Source organism: Flavobacterium arabinosi, from assembly GCF_048158725.1.
Lineage (GTDB): Bacteria > Bacteroidota > Bacteroidia > Flavobacteriales > Flavobacteriaceae > Flavobacterium > Flavobacterium arabinosi.
In genome coordinates this window covers 970,281-991,745 of the sequence record NZ_JBLNKX010000001.1, presented here as the reverse complement: position 1 = coordinate 991,745, position 21,465 = coordinate 970,281, and the positions used below count along the sequence as shown (strand labels likewise).

At 34.1% G+C, this 21,465-nt stretch carries 19 protein-coding genes; 4 read left to right on the top strand and 15 right to left on the bottom strand.

Features of this window, described 5'->3' with window-relative positions; all coding sequences use genetic code 11:
* Positions 1-155: 155 nt before the first annotated feature.
* The 4 genes from ACM55K_RS04085 to ACM55K_RS04070 all read right to left on the bottom strand — a co-directional run bounded on the left by ACM55K_RS04085 (position 156) and on the right by ACM55K_RS04070 (position 3,060).
* Entirely contained in the window at positions 156-950 is a 795-nt protein-coding gene (locus ACM55K_RS04085) for an energy transducer TonB (protein ID WP_416848957.1), read from the bottom strand.
* 39 nt (positions 951-989) lie between these two features.
* Entirely contained in the window at positions 990-1,535 is a 546-nt protein-coding gene (locus ACM55K_RS04080; protein WP_416848956.1) for an ExbD/TolR family protein, read from the bottom strand.
* A 15-nt stretch (positions 1,536-1,550) separates the two neighbouring features.
* Entirely contained in the window at positions 1,551-2,165 is a 615-nt protein-coding gene (locus tag ACM55K_RS04075) for an ExbD/TolR family protein (RefSeq protein WP_416848955.1), read from the bottom strand.
* Positions 2,166-2,241: 76 nt separating this feature from the next.
* Entirely contained in the window at positions 2,242-3,060 is an 819-nt protein-coding gene (locus ACM55K_RS04070) for a MotA/TolQ/ExbB proton channel family protein (RefSeq protein ID WP_416848954.1), read from the bottom strand.
* Positions 3,061-3,434: 374 nt separating this feature from the next.
* On the opposite strand from ACM55K_RS04070, the gene ACM55K_RS04065 reads away from it, so the two are divergent.
* Positions 3,435-4,955 (top strand): helicase HerA-like domain-containing protein, encoded by a 1,521-nt coding sequence (locus tag ACM55K_RS04065; RefSeq protein WP_416848953.1) that lies wholly within the window; start codon positions 3,435-3,437, stop codon positions 4,953-4,955.
* A 52-nt stretch (positions 4,956-5,007) separates the two neighbouring features.
* On the opposite strand, the gene ACM55K_RS04060 is transcribed toward ACM55K_RS04065, so the two are convergent.
* Both ACM55K_RS04060 and ACM55K_RS04055 read right to left on the bottom strand, forming a co-directional pair.
* Positions 5,008-6,345, bottom strand: coding sequence for an FAD-dependent oxidoreductase (locus ACM55K_RS04060; RefSeq protein ID WP_416848952.1), 1,338 nt, complete (start codon positions 6,343-6,345; stop codon positions 5,008-5,010).
* 62 nt (positions 6,346-6,407) lie between these two features.
* The gene (locus tag ACM55K_RS04055; RefSeq protein ID WP_416848951.1) at positions 6,408-8,798 is read right to left on the bottom strand and encodes a penicillin acylase family protein; all 2,391 of its coding nucleotides are present in this window, start codon (positions 8,796-8,798) and stop codon (positions 6,408-6,410) included.
* A gap of 164 nt (positions 8,799-8,962) precedes the next feature.
* On the opposite strand from ACM55K_RS04055, the gene ACM55K_RS04050 reads away from it, so the two are divergent.
* Positions 8,963-9,610: a flavin reductase family protein gene (locus ACM55K_RS04050; RefSeq protein ID WP_416848950.1), complete on the top strand. Its 648-nt coding sequence runs from the start codon at positions 8,963-8,965 to the stop codon at positions 9,608-9,610.
* A complete protein-coding gene (locus ACM55K_RS04045) occupies positions 9,607-11,139 on the top strand; it encodes a cryptochrome/photolyase family protein (protein WP_416848949.1) in 1,533 nt (510 codons plus the stop codon). The genes ACM55K_RS04050 and ACM55K_RS04045 overlap by 4 nt, the downstream gene beginning before the upstream one ends.
* 78 nt (positions 11,140-11,217) lie before the next feature.
* Here the strand turns inward: ACM55K_RS04045 and ACM55K_RS04040 are convergent, their stop codons facing one another.
* Together ACM55K_RS04040 and kynU are read right to left on the bottom strand one after the other, a co-directional pair.
* Positions 11,218-11,664 carry a glycine zipper family protein gene (locus ACM55K_RS04040; RefSeq protein WP_416848948.1) on the bottom strand — a complete coding sequence of 149 codons (447 nt, stop codon included), beginning with the start codon at positions 11,662-11,664 and terminating at the stop codon, positions 11,218-11,220.
* Positions 11,665-11,764: 100 nt separating this feature from the next.
* The gene (kynU, locus tag ACM55K_RS04035; protein ID WP_416848947.1) at positions 11,765-13,039 is read right to left on the bottom strand and encodes a kynureninase; all 1,275 of its coding nucleotides are present in this window, start codon (positions 13,037-13,039) and stop codon (positions 11,765-11,767) included.
* A 188-nt stretch (positions 13,040-13,227) separates the two neighbouring features.
* Between kynU and ACM55K_RS04030 the strand changes: the two genes are divergently transcribed.
* A complete protein-coding gene (locus tag ACM55K_RS04030) occupies positions 13,228-13,962 on the top strand; it encodes an SIMPL domain-containing protein (RefSeq protein ID WP_416848946.1) in 735 nt (244 codons plus the stop codon).
* 190 nt (positions 13,963-14,152) lie between these two features.
* Here the strand turns inward: ACM55K_RS04030 and queA are convergent, their stop codons facing one another.
* The 7 genes from queA to ACM55K_RS03995 all read right to left on the bottom strand — a co-directional run bounded on the left by queA (position 14,153) and on the right by ACM55K_RS03995 (position 21,400).
* Positions 14,153-15,202, bottom strand: coding sequence for a tRNA preQ1(34) S-adenosylmethionine ribosyltransferase-isomerase QueA (gene queA, locus ACM55K_RS04025; protein ID WP_416837137.1), 1,050 nt, complete (start codon positions 15,200-15,202; stop codon positions 14,153-14,155).
* Positions 15,203-15,363: 161 nt separating this feature from the next.
* Positions 15,364-16,587: a 3-phosphoshikimate 1-carboxyvinyltransferase gene (gene aroA, locus ACM55K_RS04020; protein WP_416848945.1), complete on the bottom strand. Its 1,224-nt coding sequence runs from the start codon at positions 16,585-16,587 to the stop codon at positions 15,364-15,366.
* An 80-nt stretch (positions 16,588-16,667) separates the two neighbouring features.
* Complete coding sequence (locus ACM55K_RS04015) at positions 16,668-16,994, bottom strand: nucleotide pyrophosphohydrolase (RefSeq protein WP_039110839.1); 327 nt, start codon at positions 16,992-16,994, stop codon at positions 16,668-16,670.
* A 1-nt stretch (position 16,995) separates the two neighbouring features.
* Complete coding sequence (gene dtd / locus ACM55K_RS04010; RefSeq protein ID WP_416848944.1) at positions 16,996-17,448, bottom strand: D-aminoacyl-tRNA deacylase; 453 nt, start codon at positions 17,446-17,448, stop codon at positions 16,996-16,998.
* Positions 17,449-17,493: 45 nt separating this feature from the next.
* Positions 17,494-18,471: a ribosome small subunit-dependent GTPase A gene (rsgA, locus tag ACM55K_RS04005; protein ID WP_416848943.1), complete on the bottom strand. Its 978-nt coding sequence runs from the start codon at positions 18,469-18,471 to the stop codon at positions 17,494-17,496.
* Between the two features lie 90 nt (positions 18,472-18,561).
* Positions 18,562-20,214: a hypothetical protein gene (locus tag ACM55K_RS04000; protein WP_416848942.1), complete on the bottom strand. Its 1,653-nt coding sequence runs from the start codon at positions 20,212-20,214 to the stop codon at positions 18,562-18,564.
* Between the two features lie 103 nt (positions 20,215-20,317).
* Entirely contained in the window at positions 20,318-21,400 is a 1,083-nt protein-coding gene (locus tag ACM55K_RS03995; RefSeq protein ID WP_416848941.1) for a chorismate mutase, read from the bottom strand.
* Positions 21,401-21,465 lie beyond the last annotated feature (65 nt).

Sequence of the window (21,465 nt, the reverse complement as noted above, 5' to 3'; positions counted from 1 at the left end):
TCTATAAGTAGGTTGAATTGTTAAAGGAAAATTCTTCATAAAGATAATCAATAAACCTAAAATAAGGTAAACTAGAAAAAACAAAATTCCTAAAACAAGAAGAAATCGCTCTTTAAGCGATTTCTTCTTAATATTATTTACTATGTTATTTAACATTATTCTGCAGATTGTATAGTAATTGGAAGAGAATAAAGTACTCTTACTGGTTTACCATTTTGCTCACCTGGTTTCCATCTAGGACATTTGTTTAATACACGGATAGCTTCTTTTCCCGTACCGTAACCAATATCTCTGATTACTTTGATGTCAGTCAATGAACCATCTTTTTCTACAACAAAAGTAACATAAACTTTACCTTTTAAGCCTTCTTCTTCTGGAGTTTGATAATTTTTACCAACATATGCGTAAAACTTATCCATTCCTCCTGGAAAATCTGGTTTAACCTCGATACCTGCGGTGTTGTAAATTTGATTATCCTCAGCAATTACTTCGCTCGGTCCATTACCAACTGGCTCAACGGATAATTCAGCATCTGGATCTCCTTTAATAGTTTCAGAACCTAGTTTTTTGTCTTTTATTTCAACAATTTTTGGTGGCTCTTCGGTAACCTCATCTGCCTTAGCCACAACTGGCTTAACGAATTTTACCTGATCCACTTTTGGAGGCGGAGGTGGAGGTGGAGGAAGATTCTTTTTAACTTCTTCTTTCTTAGGTGGCAACTTTACCGTAGTAATTTTAGTATCTAAGACCTCAGAATCATCCGAAGAATTAGGAATAAGACTCATGATAAGTGGGGCACTAACAGCAAGAGCGAAAACAATTGCGCCAAGCACAAGAGCTTTAACCATAGTCTTGTTATTTGTCTTCCTAAGCTCATAAGCGCCATAGGCCTTATTACGACCTTCGAATACAATATCAAGCCATTGGTTTGTGAATATATCTAATTTCATTTTTCTTAGTTATTAGGTTATTAAGTAATAAGATAAATCTTATTTACCTTCTAACAATTTTTGTTCCTCTGGAGTAAAATCATTTACAATTGCATAAGTTGGAACGTCAACAATCGCCATTTCATCTAGAATATCTACTAAATTGCGGTAATTTGATTTTTTACTTGGTTTGATAATTACAATCATTCCTTTATCTTTATTACCGGTGTATTCTAAAACTGATTTTTTTCTCTTCAATAATTCTTTACGAATCCCTTCTTTACCATAAGAAATATCCTTAGGACCAGCAATTGGAGTTGCCAATAAACCCATATAATATGTCATTTTATCATTATCACCTAATAATACAGTCATAGTACGGTTCTCATCAACTTTGATGGGCTTCTCCTTTTCATCGTCTTCTTTATCTGGCAAACCCAAAGGCATTGATTGTGGTTTAGACAGCGTAGTAGTAAGCATAAAAAAGGTAATTAATAAGAACGCTAAATCCACCATAGCAGTTAAATCTACTTTTGAATTTGATTTTTTACTTCTTACTTTTCCACCTTTTTTGCCACCACCGTCGCCAGTATTTAATTCAGCCATTTTAGTGTATTTTTTTTAGTTTTTTTCTTTTGCTCTTAAACCCGTAACTAAGTTGAAGCTATTGATTTTTTGGTCTTGTAAAATATCCATAACTTTCAATATAGCTGGATACTCTTCTTTTGCGTCACCTTTTATAGCAAACTGTAATTCTTTATCATCGACCTCAATATTTGCTATACGAGCGTTGTAAATCCATTCTTTCAATTGATTGTCAAGTGAATCTTTAGGAATACCAGGTTGTAGCCCTTCTTTACTTCGCTCAGCGGTTTTCATAGCAATAAGCTGCTTTAAATTTGAGATCGGAACACCGATTCCCTCCATTAATGCAAATTTTGATGATTCATCTTCTGTAAATGCAACACCGTATTTTTGTCCCATCAACTCAAGTGTTCTTTTACGAACTTCTCTACCTTTTAAGTCAAAAAATACTTTTCCTTTTCCAACAGTAATAGTTGCTAAATCCGTATCCGGCAACTTTGATTGGACTGTTGAAGCAGGGGTATCTACTGGTAACGCTTCTGGAATCTTAGCTGTAGCTGTCAAAATAAAGAAAGTCAGCAAAAGAAAAGCCACATCACACATAGCCGTCATATCAATAGACGCTGCTTTTTTGGACATTTTTATAGCCATTAATATATTTTTTTACATTTATAAGAAAATAGCTCTTTTCACAAGATTACTATTTTCTTATAAACTAAATTATTAATTATTTTTGTGTACTTCTGTAGTGTCTGTAAGTATTTACAATTGTATTACCTGCCTCATCAATAGAATAAGTCAAAGTATCAATTTTAGAAGTAAAAAAGTTGTAAGCTACAATTGCTAATGCTGAAGTAGCAATACCTGTTGCAGTGTTAATCAATGCTTCAGAAATTCCGTTTGCAAGTGCAGCTTGATCTGGAGTTCCAGCAGCAGCCAAAGCACCAAATGCTTTAATCATCCCTGTTACTGTTCCTAACAAACCAGCAAGAGTTCCTAGTGAAACTAATGTAGAAAGAATAGTCATATGTTTTTCTAACATTGGCATTTCCAATGAAGTAGCTTCTTCAATTTCTTTATGTATAGTTTCAGCAGCAGCTTCGCTATCTAAACCTTCTTTTTTAACATCTTGGTATTTCAACAAAGCTGATTTTATTGCATTTGCAACAGACCCTTTTTGTTTATCACACAAAGCAATAGCTCCGTCGATATCACCTGTAGTAATGTTTCCTTGAACACTTTTCATAAACTGATCAAGATTTCCTTTACCAGCTGCTTTTGAAATTACTGCAAAACGCTCAAATGAAAACACAATAACCATTAATAAACATCCTAATAAAATAGGTACAATAGGACCTCCTTTATATACCATTGCTAAGTAATTCCCAGGGATTGGGTGACCTGTGTTGACACCACCTTCGAAGTTAGCACCATTACCCATTATAAAATTCCATATTATCCATCCAACAAAAACACATGCTACAATAATGATTCCTGAAATCATTCCTCCACCTTTTGAACCGTTTTCTTTTTTAACGTTTGCCATTTTTTTAAATTTTAATAGTTTTAAATAATTTAATCTTTTAGTTATAATAAACTTGTAGTGGAGCAAATTTATATTTTTAGTTTAAATAAAAAAACTTTTTTTAATTTTATTATAATTAATTTTATTCCCAACAAATATTCACTGATTTAAAATTTGCATTTATATCAGAATTCACAAGTGAATTAGCTATTTTGCAAAAAAAAATATATTTTTTTATGATATATTAAGACAATATTTCAAAATCTAGATTGAAACAGTTAAAAATATTTTTTTTTATTATTAACAATAAAAAAGCAGGAAAACTGCAGTTAACACTTTATTAATACGTATTATCAAAATTTATACCTTACAAATGATTTTAATTCAACCCTATTATGAGCAGAAAAGAAGATTTCATACAACACATTAATAACGGCTATATTTCTAAAGGAGAAAGCATTATTTTGGGTGGAGCCATGCTTGACGGAGAGGCTTTGGCTGATGCCCATGTAAAAATACCGTTAAAAACATTGAACCGACATGGATTGATTGCCGGAGCAACTGGGACTGGGAAGACAAAAACAATTCAGGTGCTTTCAGAACAGTTATCCTCCATTGGAATTCCAATATTAATGATGGATATAAAAGGTGATTTTAGCGGTATTGCAAAAGAAGGGGAAGAAAAATCCTTCATTACTGAACGTCATGCTAAAATTAACATCCCATACAGTGTGTCAAGTTTTCCTGTTGAACTATTGACTCTATCGGAACAAAACGGAGTTCGTCTTCGCGCAACAATATCAGAGTTTGGACCTGTATTGTTTTCTAGAATATTAGGATTGAATGATACGCAATCGGGCGTAGTAGCAGTGATTTTTAAATATTGTGATGACAACAAAATCCCTTTATTAGATCTAAAAGACATCAAAAAAGTAATCAATTATATTACTGAAGAAGGAAAAGATGAGATTTCAGCAGAATATGGAAAAATTTCCACTTCAACAACCGGAATCATTCTTAGAAAAATAGTTGAACTAGAACAACAAGGAGCTGACTTGTTTTTTGGTGAAATGTCTTTTGATATTAATGATTTAATGCGAATGGATGAAAATGGCAAAGGGTATGTTAATATCCTTCGTTTGACTGACATTCAAGACAAACCAAAACTATTTTCGACATTTATGTTGAGTCTGCTGGCTGAAATCTACCAACAAATGCCAGAAAAAGGGGATGTCGACCAACCCGAATTGGTCATTTTTATTGATGAAGCCCATTTAATATTTAATGAAGCCACCAAAGCATTATTAGAACAAATAGAAACAATCATAAAACTAATTCGTTCGAAGGGAATTGGAATTTATTTTATTACCCAAAATCCTATGGACATACCAAGTGGTATTTTGGCGCAATTGGGTTTAAAAATACAACATGCTTTAAGGGCTTTTACGGCAAATGACAGACAGGCGATAAAACAAACAGCCGATAATTATCCTATATCGGAATATTATAAAACCGATGAAGTGTTAACCAGTCTTGGAATTGGAGAAGCCTTAGTGACCGCACTGAATGAAAAAGGAATTCCAACACCGCTTGCAGCTACCATGATGCGCGCACCTACGAGCAGAATGGACATTTTGACTGAAAGCGAAATTCAGGAAATCAATACTAAATCGAAACTGGTAAAAAAATACAGCGAACTTATTGATCGTGAAAGTGCTTACGAAATGCTCAACAAAAAAATTGCAGTTGTCGAACAGGAAGCTATAGAACAAGAGCAAAAAAAAGTAACTGAGAAAGAAGAAAATAGTGGACCAAGCACAGCAAGTGTTGTAGGAAAATCAGTTTTAAAAGTACTTACAAGTGCTACTTTTATAAGAGGCGCATTTGGTGTCTTAACAAAAATGTTTAAGAAATAAAGTTTACTATACCCATTTAGAATTAAATTTCTCGATGGGTATTTCAAAAAAATTATTGCAACAACTCCAAAATTTTATTCTCAACTACTTCGCTATTCCAAATATTTTCAATGTTTTCCATTTTTAAAACCTCTTCCATAATAGCATTTTGATAGTCCCCAATCGCTAAAGCTTCAGCATAAGGACGATCACTAAAAGTTACTCTGCTATAAAGCGGAATCCATTTATCAGGATGTTTATCAGAAAATGATTTTTCAATTTTCTTTTGCAATAGGAATTTTTCATCAGCTGTTTTGGAACTCATTTCCATAAAATTACGATACGAAAGTTCCGCAATCGCATCAGCATTAGGTTTACGGGATTTTTGATATTCTGAGAAAATGGTTTTCCAGTCGTCGCCGTACTTTTCAATCATTTCATAGAGTATAGAAATATCTTCAAAGCCTGCGTTCATTCCTTGTCCATAGAAAGGCACAATCGCATGACATGCATCGCCAATTAAGGCAATTTTATCTTCATAAGTCCAAGGATAACACTTCATGGTTACCAAGGTGCTAGTTGGATTTTTGAAGAAATCTTCGGTCAATTTTGGAATCACATCAATAGTATCCGGTAAATTCTTTTCAAAGAAAGCTTCCACTTCTTTTTGATTTTTCAACGATGTAAAAGAATTTTTCCCTTCAAATGGCATAAATAAGGTACACGTAAAACTACCATCTAAATTAGGTAATGCAATCAACATGTATTCGCCTCGAGGCCAAATATGGAAAGAATTTTTATCTAATTTATGAGTTGCATCAGGATTTGCAGGAATATTTAATTCCTTATATCCTATAGGTAAAAATTCTTGTGAATAATCAAACATGCTTTGACGTTGCATGCGATGACGAATTCTAGAAAAAGCGCCATCAGCACCAAAAACCATATCGTATTTTTTTTCTTCCCAAGCTCCTCTTTCAGTTTCACCAATATGCAGGGTTGCATCATCTAGGGTTACATCCCAAATTTTATGTTCAAAAAAGAATTGTGCTCCTGCGGCTTCCGCCAAATCGATCATTTTCCTATTTAGAGTTCCTCTCGAAATCGAATAAATAGATTCCCCTTCTTGTCCGTAATTTTGAAAATTAAGTTTGTCTACAAGATGAATGGCACGTTTGTCCATAGGAATTGCAATTTCGCGTACCGCATCTCCCACTCCAACTCCATCCAGCGCTTTCCAGCCTCGGTTAGACATGGCTAAATTGATGGAACGACCGGAGAACTGAATTTGTCTAATATCTGGACTTCTATCATAAACATGAACGGCATGCCCTGCTTTTCGAAGGTAAATAGCTAATAAAGATCCAACTAATCCGGAACCTACAACAGCTATTTTTTTGGGAGTTTGCATTAATTTTTTATAAAAAGTTAGGCAAAATTACTGATTTATTATTTTAAGAACTTTAAAAACTATTACTTTTTATGCGGAATAAAGACCAATTTTGTTGAAGTTCTAACAATTTCCTCCTTGTTTAGTCTCATTCTTCTAAATTTTCCTGCGTTGTAAAGCACTGCCTGATCACTATAATGTGCACTCAATGGATTTCCGGATTGTCCCGTTGGCAGGATACTCCAACTATTTTCTATATCAGAAAAATCAATAATTCTTCTCGTTGATGGGCCAGCTGAAACTTTATAATTACCATTTTCTGAAAACCCAAACATTTGATTATTGATTACCTCATTTGAACCTGAAACTTCAAAAGGCCCTACATTGAAAAATTTCCTTAGCGCCTCAATTTTCCCCAATGGATGTTGATGTTCTAAAGTATGCACTTTATTCCAAGTCCAAGCTGGAACTGCATTTCCTAATTGTTTTTCTAAGTCCGTAATAGCCTCTTTAAACGATTGTGACAGAATTTGGCTTCTGGTTTCTTTTATATTTTTACTAGCAATATTGTCCCACCAAAGTGACGCTGCATTTGCCATTTGTTTAGCAATTATTTGTTTCATAATATGTGTTATCAGAAATTGCTTAAAATTAACTTCTCCGAGTTCGTCTTCAAAAGTATTTTTTAAATACAAATAAACCCATTTATTATAAATCGTTGGTGCTACATCGCCAAGATTATTAGATCCATTCCAAATTTTTAGAATATCGATAGCTTCTTTTTCATTTTTAGAAAGTGTATTATAATTGACACTCGAAATTAAAGTTGCAACTACTTCTGGAGCGACTGATGAAGTATTGTCAAAAATCATTTTACTGACCGATTTTTTATCCCAATCTGATTTTGAATTTAATAATTGTGTAATTCTTTTGGCTCTGTCTTCGGGAAGATAATAGCCAGGATACAAAAACCCATCAATTGGTTCGGGTTGATTATTGGCAGAATACACATAATTCCAATTAGGATTCACCGCAGAAGGGTTTTTGGAGAAATCCAAATATGCGGTAATATCATCTTTGCCATTGGCACCATCCAGAATAAAATTAGTATTTACTCCCTTATTGTGTTTGTATAATTTCCCCGTTGCCCACCAAGCCACATTCCCTTTGGCATCACCGTACATGATATTCAATCCCGGCGCTGCTATTAAAGCCACCCCTTTTTGGAAATCGGTTATACTTTTAGCATGAGAAAGTCTGTATACCGCATCTAGTATTTGAATGGGTTGTTGCGTATAAATCCATGACATCGCAATCGGTTTATTTTTATTTAAACCGTCAATCAAGTCATTCATAATGGGACCGTGACGACTCACTTTTACATTCAAAACTACATCAACACTATCTTTTACTTTTATAGTTTTTTTTCTAATTTCATACGCATTGAAACCCTTTGGCGTTTTGTAAGCATTGGCATTATTTGAATTATTTTCTTCTTGGTAGAAATCAATATCGTCATTTTCAAACATGGTCAAACCATATGCATATTCACGATTGTGTCCCAACAAAGGATACGGAGTTCCAGCCAAATAACAACCATATATTTCAAAATCAGGCGTCACCAAATGTGCTTCGTACCAAGTTCCCGGTTGTGAAAAACCAATATGAGGATCATTTGCAAAAATAACTTTCCCGTTTTTAGTTTTCTTCGGACCAATAACCCAACTATTGCTTCCAATAAAGGGAGGAATTGGCGATTGATCTAAAAGCGACGCTATAGACTTTGCAATAGCGATATATTCTTGTGACCTTTCTTTGGCATTCTTAATTCGGGTGGTATTGAAAGAACCATCAATTCCAAAATCTTTAAGATAATCCATTCCGTATTTATTTCGAATATCAGTTAATAACGGATCCGTTTTTTGAGCCATCGCAAAACTAAAAGACATGTATCCGAAAATATTGTAAACATCTTTTATGGTGAATTTCTTTTTTTCAACCCCAATTAAACGGAATTCTATTGGCATTTTTCCTTCCTCAATATATTGATTGATTCCATCCAAATAAGCCATTGTCAATTGATAACTTAAGCTATTTTTATCCAATACTGCAATCGCTTTTACTGAAGCTTCTTCGATTCCGAGTCCTGCAAAAAATTTGTCGTTTTTCAACGTTACCGAACCAAAAATCTCTGACAATCGTCCCGGAGCAATGCGTCGCATCAATTCCATTTGCCACAATCGGTCTTGCGCATGAACATAACCCAAAGCTTCCATAACATCCTTTGAATTATTAGCATAAATATGAGGCACTCCAAATTCATCAAAATATACCGTTGTTTCTTTCTCAATGTTTTTCAGCTTCACTTCACCCTCATATTTAGGTTTTAAATAAAAACCATAAACCATTAAAGCTATTATTATAATCACTACTAACGAAAGTAAAACCAGAAGGATTTTTTTGAGTTTTTTCATTTTTGCATAAATTGGTAAACAAATATATAGGATTTGAAAGTTATTTTAAATTATTTATTTTTCATCGCTTTTAAATTTGAAAATGCTGCATATAATCATTTTGTTTAATTTATTTAAAATTTTATTAAACAAAAAAAGTATATTTGTTCTAAATTTAAAAAGACATGAAGCACATTTCTAGAGACGCCATTTCTCAAATGGAGAAAATCGCAAGATTGAACTTAATCAACTCATGCACTGGATATAAATCAGCTAATTTACTTGCTACAAAATCCATCGAAGGAAAACCTAATGTGGCAATTTTTAGCAGCATTACTCATTTAGGCAGCAATCCTGCACTGATTGGATTCATCATGAGACCTACAACTGTTCCAAGAGATACGTACAAAAATATAAGAGAAACGGGATACTTTACCGTGAATCATATTACGGTGAATATGATTGAAGATGCACATCATACTTCGGCAAATTATGAATTGGGAATTTCTGAATTTGACAAAACGAATCTTGAAGAAGAGTATAAAAATGATATTGAAATCCCTTTCGTAAAAGGGAGTCCAGTTCAATTGTATTGCAAATATGTGAATGAATATTATATCAAGGAAAATGATACCATTCACATTATTGCTTCTATCGAAAATTTGTTTTTTGAAGAAAAATTGGAACATACAGATGGCTGGCTACAAATTGACAAAGGAAACGTTGTGACACTAAATGGACTCGATGGGTATTGTTTACCCAAATTAGTGGATCGTTTTCAATATGCCCGAAAAGAAATTCCCTCTACTTCAATTTTCAAAAAACAGAAATGAAAAAATTGCGGTTAATCCTTGGTGATCAGTTAAATTCACAGCATTCTTGGTTTCAGGAATGTAACGAAAACACGATTTATGTCTTGGCAGAAATGCGTCAGGAAACTGATTATGTAAAACATCATATCCAAAAAGTGGTAGCGTTTTTTCTATCGATGAGGAATTTTTATACGGCAATACAATCAAATGGACACCAAGCCGTATATTTTCAAATAACCGATGCAAAGAATCCACAGGATTTAGAAAAAATCATTGGCATTTGTATCGAAAAGTATAAAATAGAAAAATTTGAATACCAGTTACCCGACGAATACCGACTGGACCAACAACTAAAAAAAATTTGTTCCAATCTAAAAATAAATTCAGAAGCTTTTGACTCTGAACATTTTTACACCACGCGTCACGAACTCACTGATTTTTTTGAAGGCAAAAAGTTATTGTTGATGGAAAATTTCTATCGCAACATGCGTAAAAAACATCATATCTTAATGAATGGGGCAACTCCTTTGGAGAACCAATGGAATTTTGATGCTGATAATCGTAAAAAATACAAAGGTGAAGTTCCAGTTCCGCCGGAAAAAAATTTTCATGCTAACGTTTCTGAAGTTTTAACTCAAATAAAAGAAGCTGGCATCATCACTTTTGGAAACATTGATGAAAATAATTTCAGCTGGCCTACTTCGCGTGAGCAATCTCTGGAGGTTTTAGATTATTTCTGTACAAATCTACTTAAGCATTTTGGTGATTATGAAGATGCGATACATACCGAAGAAAAATTCCTTTTCCATTCTCGTTTGTCTTTTGCCATAAATAGTAAAATGCTTTCGCCAAAAGAGGTCATCGAGACCGTTATTTCTTTTTATCATGCAAATGAAGCTGAAATAACTCTTTCACAAGTAGAAGGATTTGTGCGGCAAATTCTGGGTTGGCGAGAATATATTCGGGGGATTTATTGGAAAGAAATGCCCAATTATGCTCAAATGAATGTCTTGGAAAACTACAACAAGTTACCGGATTTTTTCTGGACGGGTAAAACCAAAATGAATTGCATGAGCCACGCCATCAATCAAAGTTTAGATGAAGCTTACGCACATCATATTCAACGCCTCATGGTTATAGGAAATTTCACTTTGCTGACACAAATTCATCCTGATGAAGTAGATGCTTGGTATCTTGGCGTCTATATAGATGCTATAGAATGGGTGGAAATGCCCAACACTCGCGGCATGTCACAATATGCAGATGGAGGAATTATTGCTACAAAACCCTATGTTTCTTCCGGAAGTTACATCAATAAAATGAGTAATAATTGTGTCAAATGCCATTACAATGTCAAAGAGAAATTTGGAGATAAAGCATGCCCTTTCAATACGTTATACTGGAATTTCCTTGATGAAAAAAAAGAGTATTTTAAAGGTAATCAACGCATGGGAATGATGCTGAATTTATTGAACAAAATGAATCCCGAAGAATTGTATAAAATCAAAGTTAAGGCCAATGCAATTATTGGAAATATGGATTCGTATTAAACTTAAAGACTACGACAAAAAAAAAGTGTTTAAATTCCATTAGAACTTAAACACTCTTTTTTATAAACAATTTGTCTATTATTTTTTGCTTCCGTCAATAATAGCACCTGTACCAGCTCCAACTCCTGCTCCTGCCAAACCACCAATTATTGCACCTTGACCTTTTTTCTTGCTGATAATTGCACCTGTAACGGCCCCAACTCCAGCTCCAATAACGGCTCCTTTTGCAGCTCCGCTCCAACCTTTCTTTTTTGTAGTGGTTGTAGTGGTTGTGTTAGCTGCTGCTTGATGATTGACTACAACAACTTCTTTTTGGGTTACTATCTTGGCTTCTTCAACTTTAGCCATTTCAATTTGCATTGAATCTACGACTTTTTGCTTCTCAAATTCCGCAGTCATGGAATCAGCGCTTACTTGTTTCATTGAATCAATACTAACCTGTTTCGCTTTTTGGATTTCCATTTTCCCTTGATTTTGACAAGATACAATAACCAGAGACAGTACTATAATATATATATTTTTCATGATTTTAAATTTTATAATTTATAATTGTTCAAAGTAACGTTTATAAATTCAAATAAAACTTATAAAATTCATACTATTTCTTATATAATTTTAGGAATACTTAACCAAGTATTCCAGCTTTTAATAGCTGACCAAATCTATACATATCCTCAAAAGAACTATACAATGGAACTGGAGCCAAACGAATAACATTAGGTTCCCGCCAATCTGTCATCACTCCATTTTTCATAAGATAATCAAACAAACTGCGTCCTTCTCCATGAAGTAACACTGATAATTGCGAAGCCCTCTCTGATGGATTTGAAGGTGTTATAATTTCAAAACTACTATCGACTTCTTTATCTATTTCGCGCAGGATAAATTCTAAATAAGAAGTGATTTTATCTCTTTTTTGGATTAAAGCGTCCATTCCTATTTCATCAAACATTTCAACTGATGCCAAATAGGGCGCCAAAGAAAGTACTGGTAAATTACTAATTTGCCAACCATCGGCACCATGGATAGGATCAAAAGTTTGCTCCATCTTGAAACGACGTTCTTTATTGTGCCCCCACCAACCGGCGAATCTTGGCAACTCCGAATTATTGTGGTGTTTTTCATGAATAAAACATCCTGAAGCATTTCCAGGTCCTGAATTCATATACTTATAACTGCACCAAGCGGCAAAATCCACATCCCAATCGTGCAATTCCAGTTTTATATTTCCTGCAGCATGAGCTAAATCCCAACCTACATAAGCTCCTGCTTTATGACCTGCGGCAGTTATTGTTTTCATGTCAAAAACTTGCCCCGTGTAATAATTCACACCGCCAATTAAAACCAAAGCCAATTCCTCACCTACTTCTTCAATTTTCGACAAAACGTCTTCTAAGCGAATATTGTGTTCCCCCTCGCGACGCTTGATCTCAACAATTGCATCTTCTGGTTTATATCCATGAAAATGGACTTGACTTTGAAACATATATTGATCTGAAGGAAACGCTTTTTCCTCGCAAATGATTTTATATCTGGTTGTAGTAGGTCGGTAAAAGGAAACCATCAGCAAATGAAGGTTGACCGTTAACGTATTCATCACAGTTACTTCACTTGGCAAGGCGCCTACAATTTTACTTAACGGATTCGCAAATCGCTCTTGGTAATCCCACCAAGGTTTTTGAGCATAGAAATGCCCCTCAACGGCAAGGTTTCCCCAGTCATTCATCACCTCATCTATGTATGCTTTGGTGCGTTTAGGCTGTAATCCCAGTGAATTTCCTGTAAAATAAATTACTTTTTTTCCATTTACTTGCGGAAAAATAAATTCATCTTGGTATTTATTTAACTGATCTTGTGAATCAAGTTGTTTTGCAAATTCAAGGGTATTTTCGAAAGTCATTATTTGTGTTTTGTTTGGTAAAAGTAATAAAAAAAGACTGATAGATAAACGACTTTTAGCCGATTGGCTAAAAGTCAATAGTTAAAAAAGAAGTGTTTAACGAAAGAAAAATATTTTACATCTAGTATACGGAATTAAAAACCAGCCCGTTATTTAATTATATTTGATTGAATATAAAAATCTTAGCTATGCTTAAAAACAATTTGAACGTTATTATTATTTCGATGGCAGTTGTGATTTCAGCTTATTTATTTTCGAATGCTTTTCAGAATCGAAATAAGAACAATGATACTATCAGTGTGACTGGTTTAGGGAAGAAAGATTTTGTTTCGGATTTAATTGTGTGGAGCGGTTCTTTCTCTAAAAAAAGCACCACTTTGAAAGAAGCTTATGCGTCGCTGGATGCCGACAGAGAAAAAATCAAAAGCTATTTGTCAAGCAAAGGAATTGCTCCAACTGAAATGGTATTTTCAGCAGTGAATTTTAATAAAGATTTCCAAACTGTTTTTAATGAAAATGGAACAACAAAACAACAAATTTTTACCGGCTTCACATTGACTCAAAGCGTGAGTATCCAATCTAAGGAAGTGAACAAAATTGAAGAAATATCAAGACAATCAAGCGAATTAATCAATTCGGGAGTGGAATTTTACTCCAATCCTCCTGAATATTATTACACAAAATTAGCGGAGTTGAAAATAAAAATGATTGCCGAAGCCACAAAAGACGCAAGTATTAGAGCTAAAAGTATCGCCGAAAATGCGGATGCAAATCTGGGGAATTTAAAAAAATCGGATATGGGTGTTTTCCAAATAACAGGTCAAAATTCCTCGGAAGATTTTTCCTATGGCGGATCTTTTAATACGCAGTCCAAAAACAAAACGGCTAATATTACTGTGAAATTGGTTTATCAGGTGAATTAGGGATACAAACCATGAATTATACTCAAATTATTTTGTGTGAGGGATAGCAGCGGCATCCTTTATTTTCTTTCTTTAAGAAAATAAAGATACAGCGTACAGCCCGACCCGCTTTTTCAGCGGGACACACCCAAAAAAAAATCTCGCCATTGCTGACGAGATTTTATTATTTAGAATCTGAAATGAATTCAGATTAAATGATCAACATGGCATCACCGTAAGAATAGAATTTGTATCCTTCCTTGATTGCTTCTGCATAGGCTCTTTTCATTAAATCATGTCCGCAAAATGCTGAAACCATCATTAATAAAGTAGATTTTGGTGTGTGAAAATTCGTAATCATACACGTCGCGATACTGAAATCGTGAGGAGGAAATACAAATTTATTTGTCCAACCATCAAAAGGATTAAGGGTACTTTGCGATGAAACTGAACTTTCGACGGCACGCATAGAAGTAGTTCCTACTGCACAAATACGTTTCTTTTTCACTTTGGCATCGTTAACAATATCACAGGCTTCTTGAGTGATTTTTAATTCCTCAGAATCCATTTTGTGTTTTGATAAATCTTCAACCTCAACTGGATTGAAAGTTCCCAAACCTACGTGAAGCGTAACTTCGGCAAATTTTATCCCTTTAATTTCCAGTTTTTTCAACAAATGTTTCGAGAAGTGCAATCCTGCAGTTGGTGCCGCAACAGCTCCTTCTTCTTTAGCATAAATAGTTTGGTAACGTTCCGCATCTTCTGGAGTTACATCTCTTGAAATGTATTTTGGGATTGGAGTTTCGCCAAGTTCCGTTAATTTATTTCTGAATTCTTCATAAGAACCGTCGTAAAGGAAACGCAATGTTCTACCACGAGAAGTGGTATTGTCGATAACTTCGGCAACTAATGAGTCGTCATCTCCAAAGTATAATTTATTTCCAATTCTGATTTTACGCGCTGGATCAACTAAAACATCCCAAAGTCTTTGCTCCGAGTTTAATTCTCTAAGTAAAAAAACTTCGATTCTTGCTCCTGTTTTTTCCTTGTTTCCATACAAACGCGCTGGAAAAACTTTGGTATTATTCAGAATTAAAACATCTCCGTCATCAAAATAATCGATAACATCTTTGAACATTTTATGTTCTATAGTTTGCTTCTTACGATCAATAACCATTAGACGTGATTCGTCCCTGTTTTCAGCTGGATATTCGGCAAGAAGTTCTTTTGGCAAATCGAATTGAAAATGTGATAATTTCATTTAAAAAATTTATGAGTTATGACTTATAAATTAGGTCCATCAACATCGCTCAGGACAGCAAAATTCTAAATCGTTTGCAAATATACGATTGTGAGATAGGCGTTGTCAAGTGTTTTGCCTTTTATTTTCAAAAGCGGCTGATTCACTAGTGTTTACAACTCTTATTTTTCTGAAATTTCGAAGCCTAAAGTTTTTAAATCATTCCAAAAATCAGGATACGATTTTGAAACTACTTCTGCATTTTCGATGATTATTGGTACTTTTAAAGCTAATGGCGCAAATGCCATCGCCATTCTGTGATCGTTATAAGTAGCAATTGGCACATTATGATTAATTGCGTTTGAAGCGACAAGTGTCAAGCTGTCATTGGTAACTGATATATTAGCACCGAGTTTCGTCATTTCAATTCGCAGCGCTTCCAGTCTGTCCGTTTCTTTGATTTTCAATGTGTGAAGACCGGTAAGATGACAACCAATTCCCAAGCCAAGGCAAGTAACTACTATGGTTTGTGCAATATCAGGCGTATTGTTGAGCTCAAAATTTACAGTTTGAGGAATAAAGCCAGCTTGTTTGGTGAGCGTCATTTTATTTTCTTCAAAATGCGTATCAACCCCCATTTGCTTATAGATTTCAACCAAAGCTGAATCACCTTGCAAACTAGTTTCTTTATAACTCGTCAATGAAATAGTAGCATTCTCCGCTAAAGCAGCCAAACTAAAAAAGTAAGAAGCAGAACTCCAATCGGATTCTACGGTCATTACTTTCGATTCCACTTTTTGTTTTGGATAAACCGTAATTACATTTCCTTCAAAACTGGTTTTGATATCTAAATCATTTAACAAAGCCAATGTCATTTTGATATAAGGAACCGAAGTGATTTCTCCTACTAAAGTGATTTCAATCCCATTTTCTAGTTTTGGCGCCACTAATGATAATGCAGATATATATTGGCTGCTTACATTTGCAGGAATATTTACCTTAGAAGCAGTAATTTTTTGTCCTTTAATTCGAATAGGCGGATAACCTACTTCATTTTCATAAGAGATCTGCGCACCCAATTGTTGCAATGCTTCAACCAAAACTTTTATTGGACGCTCTGTCATTCTTTGCGAACCAGTCAATACCACTTCACGACCTTCATTTACCGCAAAATAAGCCGTTAGAAATCGCATTGCCGTTCCCGCATGATGAATATCCACTATTTCCTCGTTTCCTTTCAATGCTTTTTGCATTACTTCACTATCATCAGAATTTGAAGTATTGGCCAAAGTAATATTGGGGAACAACGCTTGTAACAATAATAGTCTGTTGGTTTCACTTTTTGAGCCGGTAACTGCAATTTGAGCTTGTAAATTTGAATGGGAAGTTTGTAACAGTAAATTCATCTTAGGTTTATTGTTTGGTACGTTTTGGCAAATTTATTTTAAAAAAAGCATACACCAAAGCTTTACCTCTACTTATAACATTATTTTAGTTTCTCGTTGTTTTTGTGACGGTCTTTATCGCGAACGGATTTCAGATCCATTTTCTTGTCGAAAGCAGCTTGTAAATCAATTCCCGTTTGGTTTGCCAAACATAAGACTACGAAAACCACATCGGCTAATTCTTCGCCAAGGTCCTTGTTTTTATCACTTTCTTTTTCGGATTGCTCCCCGTAACGACGAGCAATGATTCGGGCTACTTCACCTACTTCTTCAGTAAGTTGCGCCATATTGGTCAATTCATTGAAATAGCGAACGCCATGTTCTTTGATCCAAGTGTCAACGTCTAGTTGGGAGTTTTTTAGGTTCATGTTATTCTCTATTTTTACTATCTATTTGTATCGTTACTGGCCCATCATTTAACAACAGAACTTTCATATCCGCACCAAAAACTCCTGTCTGCACTTTCTTCCCCAACTCTATTTCTAGGCGTTTTACAAAATTTTCATACAATGGAATGGCAATTTCTGGTTTTGAAGCCTTAATATAGGAAGGACGATTTCCTTTTTTAGTGGAAGCATGAAGAGTAAACTGACTTACCACAATTATATCACCATCAATATCTCTAACAGATAAATTCATAACCTGATTTTCATCTCCAAAAATGCGAAGGTTTGTAATTTTACCGACTAACCAATTACTATCCTCTTGTGTGTCGCTATCTTCAATTCCAACTAAGACCAATAAACCTTTTTGGATATGGGCTACAACTTTTTCATCAATGGTTACAGAGGCTGAGGAGACTCTTTGAATTACAACTTTCATTATTTTATATTCTATAAAAAATAGACACGATAAATTGCGTCTCTATTATTCTCTTGTTTTATCACTAATTATTCGGTCTTCATTATGAATATCTGTACGGTAATTTTCATCGTCACCTTCAAGAATTTTAAGATAACTTCTATAACGGGACCACGCAATTTCATCTCTTTCCAAAGCTGCTTTAATGGCGCAATGCGGCTCCTCTTTGTGCAAACAATTATTAAATTTACACTGGTCTTTTAATTTGAAAAACTCCGGGAAATAACCACTCACTTCTTCTTTTTCCATATCCACAATTCCAAAACCTTTGATACCTGGCGTATCGATGATTCTGGCATCAAATGATAAATTATACATCTCTGCAAAAGTTGTTGTATGTTGTCCTTGCTTACTTGCTTCAGAAATCGTTTTTGTTTTTAAATGTAAAGAAGGTTCCATAGCATTTACCAAAGTTGATTTTCCTACTCCAGAATGCCCCGAAAACATACTCACTTTACCAATCATCATTTCTTTCAACTCCTCAATTCCTTTCATTTCAGTAGAAGAAACGCGTAAACATTTATATCCAATTTCTTGATACACATGTTGCATATACAATTGCTCATCGAGGGTAGCATCGTCAAAAGTATCTATTTTATTAAAAACCAATATCGTTTCAATTCCGTATGCTTCGGCAGTAACCAGAAAACGGTCAATAAAATTAAACGTCGTTGGCGGATTATTTATGGTAACCAGCAAGAAAACCCGATCGATATTCGAAGCTATAATATGCATCTGGTGCGATAAATTCACTGATTTCCGAACGATATAATTCTTTCTGTCATGAATTTTATGAATGGTTCCTGTAACTACATCTGATGTTTCTTCGAGTTCATAATCCACAATATCACCTACAGCAATAGGATTGGTACTTTTGATTCCTTTAATTCGGAATTTCCCTTTCATACGGCATTCGATAAAATCCCCTTGTTCGGATTTTACGGTGTACCAACTTCCTGTAGATTTGTATACTAGTCCTGTCATAGTGCAAAGATAAAATTTTAAAGTTTATCCCGTTTATTGATAGGAGTTAAGTTTAATAAAAAAAGCTGCCTTCATTCAGGCAGCTTTTCTTTAATTTAAAATCATTCTTCCTAATTTGTCCTCAGACTTTCTTGAAGCATAAATTAAAAATTCTTTTTCATTTTTTCTATAGAAAATTCCCGGTCGCATAACCAATTCATTTTTTATGGCTTCCTCCGGATCCTTCCTTGTTATCAACCCTTTATCATCAAAAACAAAAAGTGTCGGCACTGAGTTATTATAATTCCCTAATGATTTAATTTCTTCAATATCAGTAATCCCTTTATTCTTTTTATTATCGTTAAAAATAATATTCAATTGCCCATCTTTATAAATTGGAATTCCACTCAAATACTCTGGTCCTTTTCCCATAACTGTTAATGGAATAGAAACGCTGGCACTCACATTAAAATTTCCGTTTCCACCAGTCCCAAAAAAGCCTAAAGACAATACTGTAACCGCAGCCGATTGATCTTTTGCAACCACATTACTCCAATCTAAGGATCCATCAGGTTTTAGACAAGTTACAATCATTTCGTTGGTAACATAAGTAATTGGAGTAAAACCTAGTGGTCCAAAACCTTGTGTTTGTCCCACAATAACCATTCTATATTCCGATAAAACGATAAGTCCACCATCATTTTTTTCGATTATCGAATGAATTTCGTATAAAGGTTTAACGTCCTTCCCTTTTTTAGCTCTTCGCTCTCCAAGCAATTTAACTTTGGTTTCATAGTCAAATTCATTGAATTTAAGGTTGTCATTTACATTAGTCGCCAAATTTATAGTGGCATTATACACCCCTTTCAACTCTTTATTCGCTTTACCATTCTCTCTCACACTGGAATAAAATCCAACTATTTGCAATGTGTTTTTATTGGTTGACAACATTTTACAATTGATGATCTCCTTGTCCTTTACATCAATATTTACGACCTCTTTCTTGTATTTATTTTGATTTTTAAAAATATGAAGTTCAAATTTTTCAATCTTTTCTTTCTTCTTGTTGTCTCTGTATCCTTCATTAACAATCAAAAAGACATCGTTTTTAAAATTTACTTCAAAATCAGAAATTGTAAACTGGTAATCTTTTTTGGAATCATCATAAGACACTTTGTTTTCTGTAGCAAAATTTACATTTAAAGAATCATCAAACAATTTAATTTCATATTTCATCGCATCTTCCTTTTCGAATAATGCGGTATGCATAACCAATAATTTATTTTCATCTGGAGATTGTTTAAAATAGAAACCACCTCTGTCTGAACTTTTTGCCACCTGAGATTCAAACATGGTCACCATTTTATTACTTAAAACGCCATCTTCAGAAAACTCAATTCCTACTAGATTGAAAATTTTTTCTTTTCGTTGATAAACACTTCCAATAACATATACTCTATTATTTAAAATTGTTATTTCCTCAAAGCCTATCTCTTTATCATCTATTTCAGGTAAAACTATTGGTTTATTAGATAACAACTTCATTTCCTTTGATGAAAAAATTTTCAAGAAATAGTCTTTTTTTCCTTTCAAACCTAAAGCGTAAATCTTGTTATTGGCTTCACCAATAATTTTAATAATCTTCCCCTTTTCCTCCGTGATTTCCTCTCCATAAGAAATTCCAATGTTTTCAATTTTGTATTGGGAATAGCCTGTTAGGCAAAACATAAAAAATGCAAAAAAAAGTAGTAATTGTTTTTTCATAAAATTAAAAGTTAGATTGTTAAAATTTCACACAATACTACAAAAAAACCTACAAATAATTTGTAGGTTTTTAATAAATAAAAAATAATTAATCTTAAGCTAATTAAGAATTTAATATTTTTTCTTGATGTCCAATACTTTCTTGGTGAATGTTTTTGAACAATTTAACTATAAATTCTTCTGTCAATCCTTTTTTCCCACCTTCCAAAATCATTTTCTCTTGGATTTCATTCCAACGATTGTTTTGCAATACTGCAACGTTAGCGTCTTTTTTCACTTGACCAATTTCGTCAGCAACTTTCATACGTTTTCCTAACAATTCCAATAAATTAGCATCCAACACATCGATATTAGCTCTCAATTTTGTCATTTTATTGGTAAATTCATCCGATGCATCGTCATGTTTTCTCACTTTCAAATCTTTGAAAATTTGTTTCAAAGCGTCTGGCGTTACTTGTTGCGCAGCATCACTCCAAGCATTGTCTGGATCATTATGCGTTTCGATAATCATACCGTCATAATTCAAGTCCAATGCTTCTTGAGTCACTTCAAGAATCATATCACGGTTTCCAGTAATATGTGATGGATCAATGATTAATGGTAAATCAGGGAATTTACTTTGCAATTCGATAGCAATCTGCCATTCTGGAATATTTCTGTATTTTGTTTTTTCGTATGTAGAAAAACCTCTATGAATAACTCCTAAATTCTTGATTCCGGCAGCATATAAACGCTCAACTCCACCTAACCATAAAGCCATGTCAGGATTTACAGGGTTTTTAATCAATACAATTTTATCAGTACCTTTTAATGTATCAGCAATCTCTTGAACCGCAAATGGATTTGCAGTTGTACGAGCGCCAACCCATAATACATCAATATCATGTTCCAAAGCTAATTTACAATGCGCTGCAGTTGCTACTTCAGTTCCCATTAGTAAACCTGTTTCTGCTTTTGCTTTTTGCAACCATTTCAATCCTATTTCTCCAACACCTTCAAATCCTCCCGGACGCGTTCTTGGTTTCCAAATTCCTGCTCTAAAAACACTCACATCTGAATCTTTCAATTCATGTGCAATTTTCAATACTTGTTCTTCTGTTTCAGCACTACAAGGTCCTGCGATCACAAATGGATGAGTCAAATTGAATTCATTCAACCAATTTCTCATTTCTTTCTTGTTTTCCATCTTTTCTAATTTTTACTTTTTTTTATTTTATTCTGTGTTGTTCTCTTTAACTGTAACCTGCTCCC

Coding starts and splice junctions, on each gene's coding strand:
- ACM55K_RS04085 (WP_416848957.1), bottom strand. CDS start 950: ATGAAATTAGATATATTCACAAACCAATGGCTTGATATTGTATTCGAA.
- ACM55K_RS04080 (WP_416848956.1), bottom strand. CDS start 1,535: ATGGCTGAATTAAATACTGGCGACGGTGGTGGCAAAAAAGGTGGAAAA.
- ACM55K_RS04075 (WP_416848955.1), bottom strand. CDS start 2,165: ATGGCTATAAAAATGTCCAAAAAAGCAGCGTCTATTGATATGACGGCT.
- ACM55K_RS04070 (WP_416848954.1), bottom strand. CDS start 3,060: ATGGCAAACGTTAAAAAAGAAAACGGTTCAAAAGGTGGAGGAATGATT.
- ACM55K_RS04065 (WP_416848953.1), top strand. CDS start 3,435: ATGAGCAGAAAAGAAGATTTCATACAACACATTAATAACGGCTATATT.
- ACM55K_RS04060 (WP_416848952.1), bottom strand. CDS start 6,345: ATGCAAACTCCCAAAAAAATAGCTGTTGTAGGTTCCGGATTAGTTGGA.
- ACM55K_RS04055 (WP_416848951.1), bottom strand. CDS start 8,798: ATGAAAAAACTCAAAAAAATCCTTCTGGTTTTACTTTCGTTAGTAGTG.
- ACM55K_RS04050 (WP_416848950.1), top strand. CDS start 8,963: ATGAAGCACATTTCTAGAGACGCCATTTCTCAAATGGAGAAAATCGCA.
- ACM55K_RS04045 (WP_416848949.1), top strand. CDS start 9,607: ATGAAAAAATTGCGGTTAATCCTTGGTGATCAGTTAAATTCACAGCAT.
- ACM55K_RS04040 (WP_416848948.1), bottom strand. CDS start 11,664: ATGAAAAATATATATATTATAGTACTGTCTCTGGTTATTGTATCTTGT.
- kynU (WP_416848947.1), bottom strand. CDS start 13,039: ATGACTTTCGAAAATACCCTTGAATTTGCAAAACAACTTGATTCACAA.
- ACM55K_RS04030 (WP_416848946.1), top strand. CDS start 13,228: ATGCTTAAAAACAATTTGAACGTTATTATTATTTCGATGGCAGTTGTG.
- queA (WP_416837137.1), bottom strand. CDS start 15,202: ATGAAATTATCACATTTTCAATTCGATTTGCCAAAAGAACTTCTTGCC.
- aroA (WP_416848945.1), bottom strand. CDS start 16,587: ATGAATTTACTGTTACAAACTTCCCATTCAAATTTACAAGCTCAAATT.
- ACM55K_RS04015 (WP_039110839.1), bottom strand. CDS start 16,994: ATGAACCTAAAAAACTCCCAACTAGACGTTGACACTTGGATCAAAGAA.
- dtd (WP_416848944.1), bottom strand. CDS start 17,448: ATGAAAGTTGTAATTCAAAGAGTCTCCTCAGCCTCTGTAACCATTGAT.
- rsgA (WP_416848943.1), bottom strand. CDS start 18,471: ATGACAGGACTAGTATACAAATCTACAGGAAGTTGGTACACCGTAAAA.
- ACM55K_RS04000 (WP_416848942.1), bottom strand. CDS start 20,214: ATGAAAAAACAATTACTACTTTTTTTTGCATTTTTTATGTTTTGCCTA.
- ACM55K_RS03995 (WP_416848941.1), bottom strand. CDS start 21,400: ATGGAAAACAAGAAAGAAATGAGAAATTGGTTGAATGAATTCAATTTG.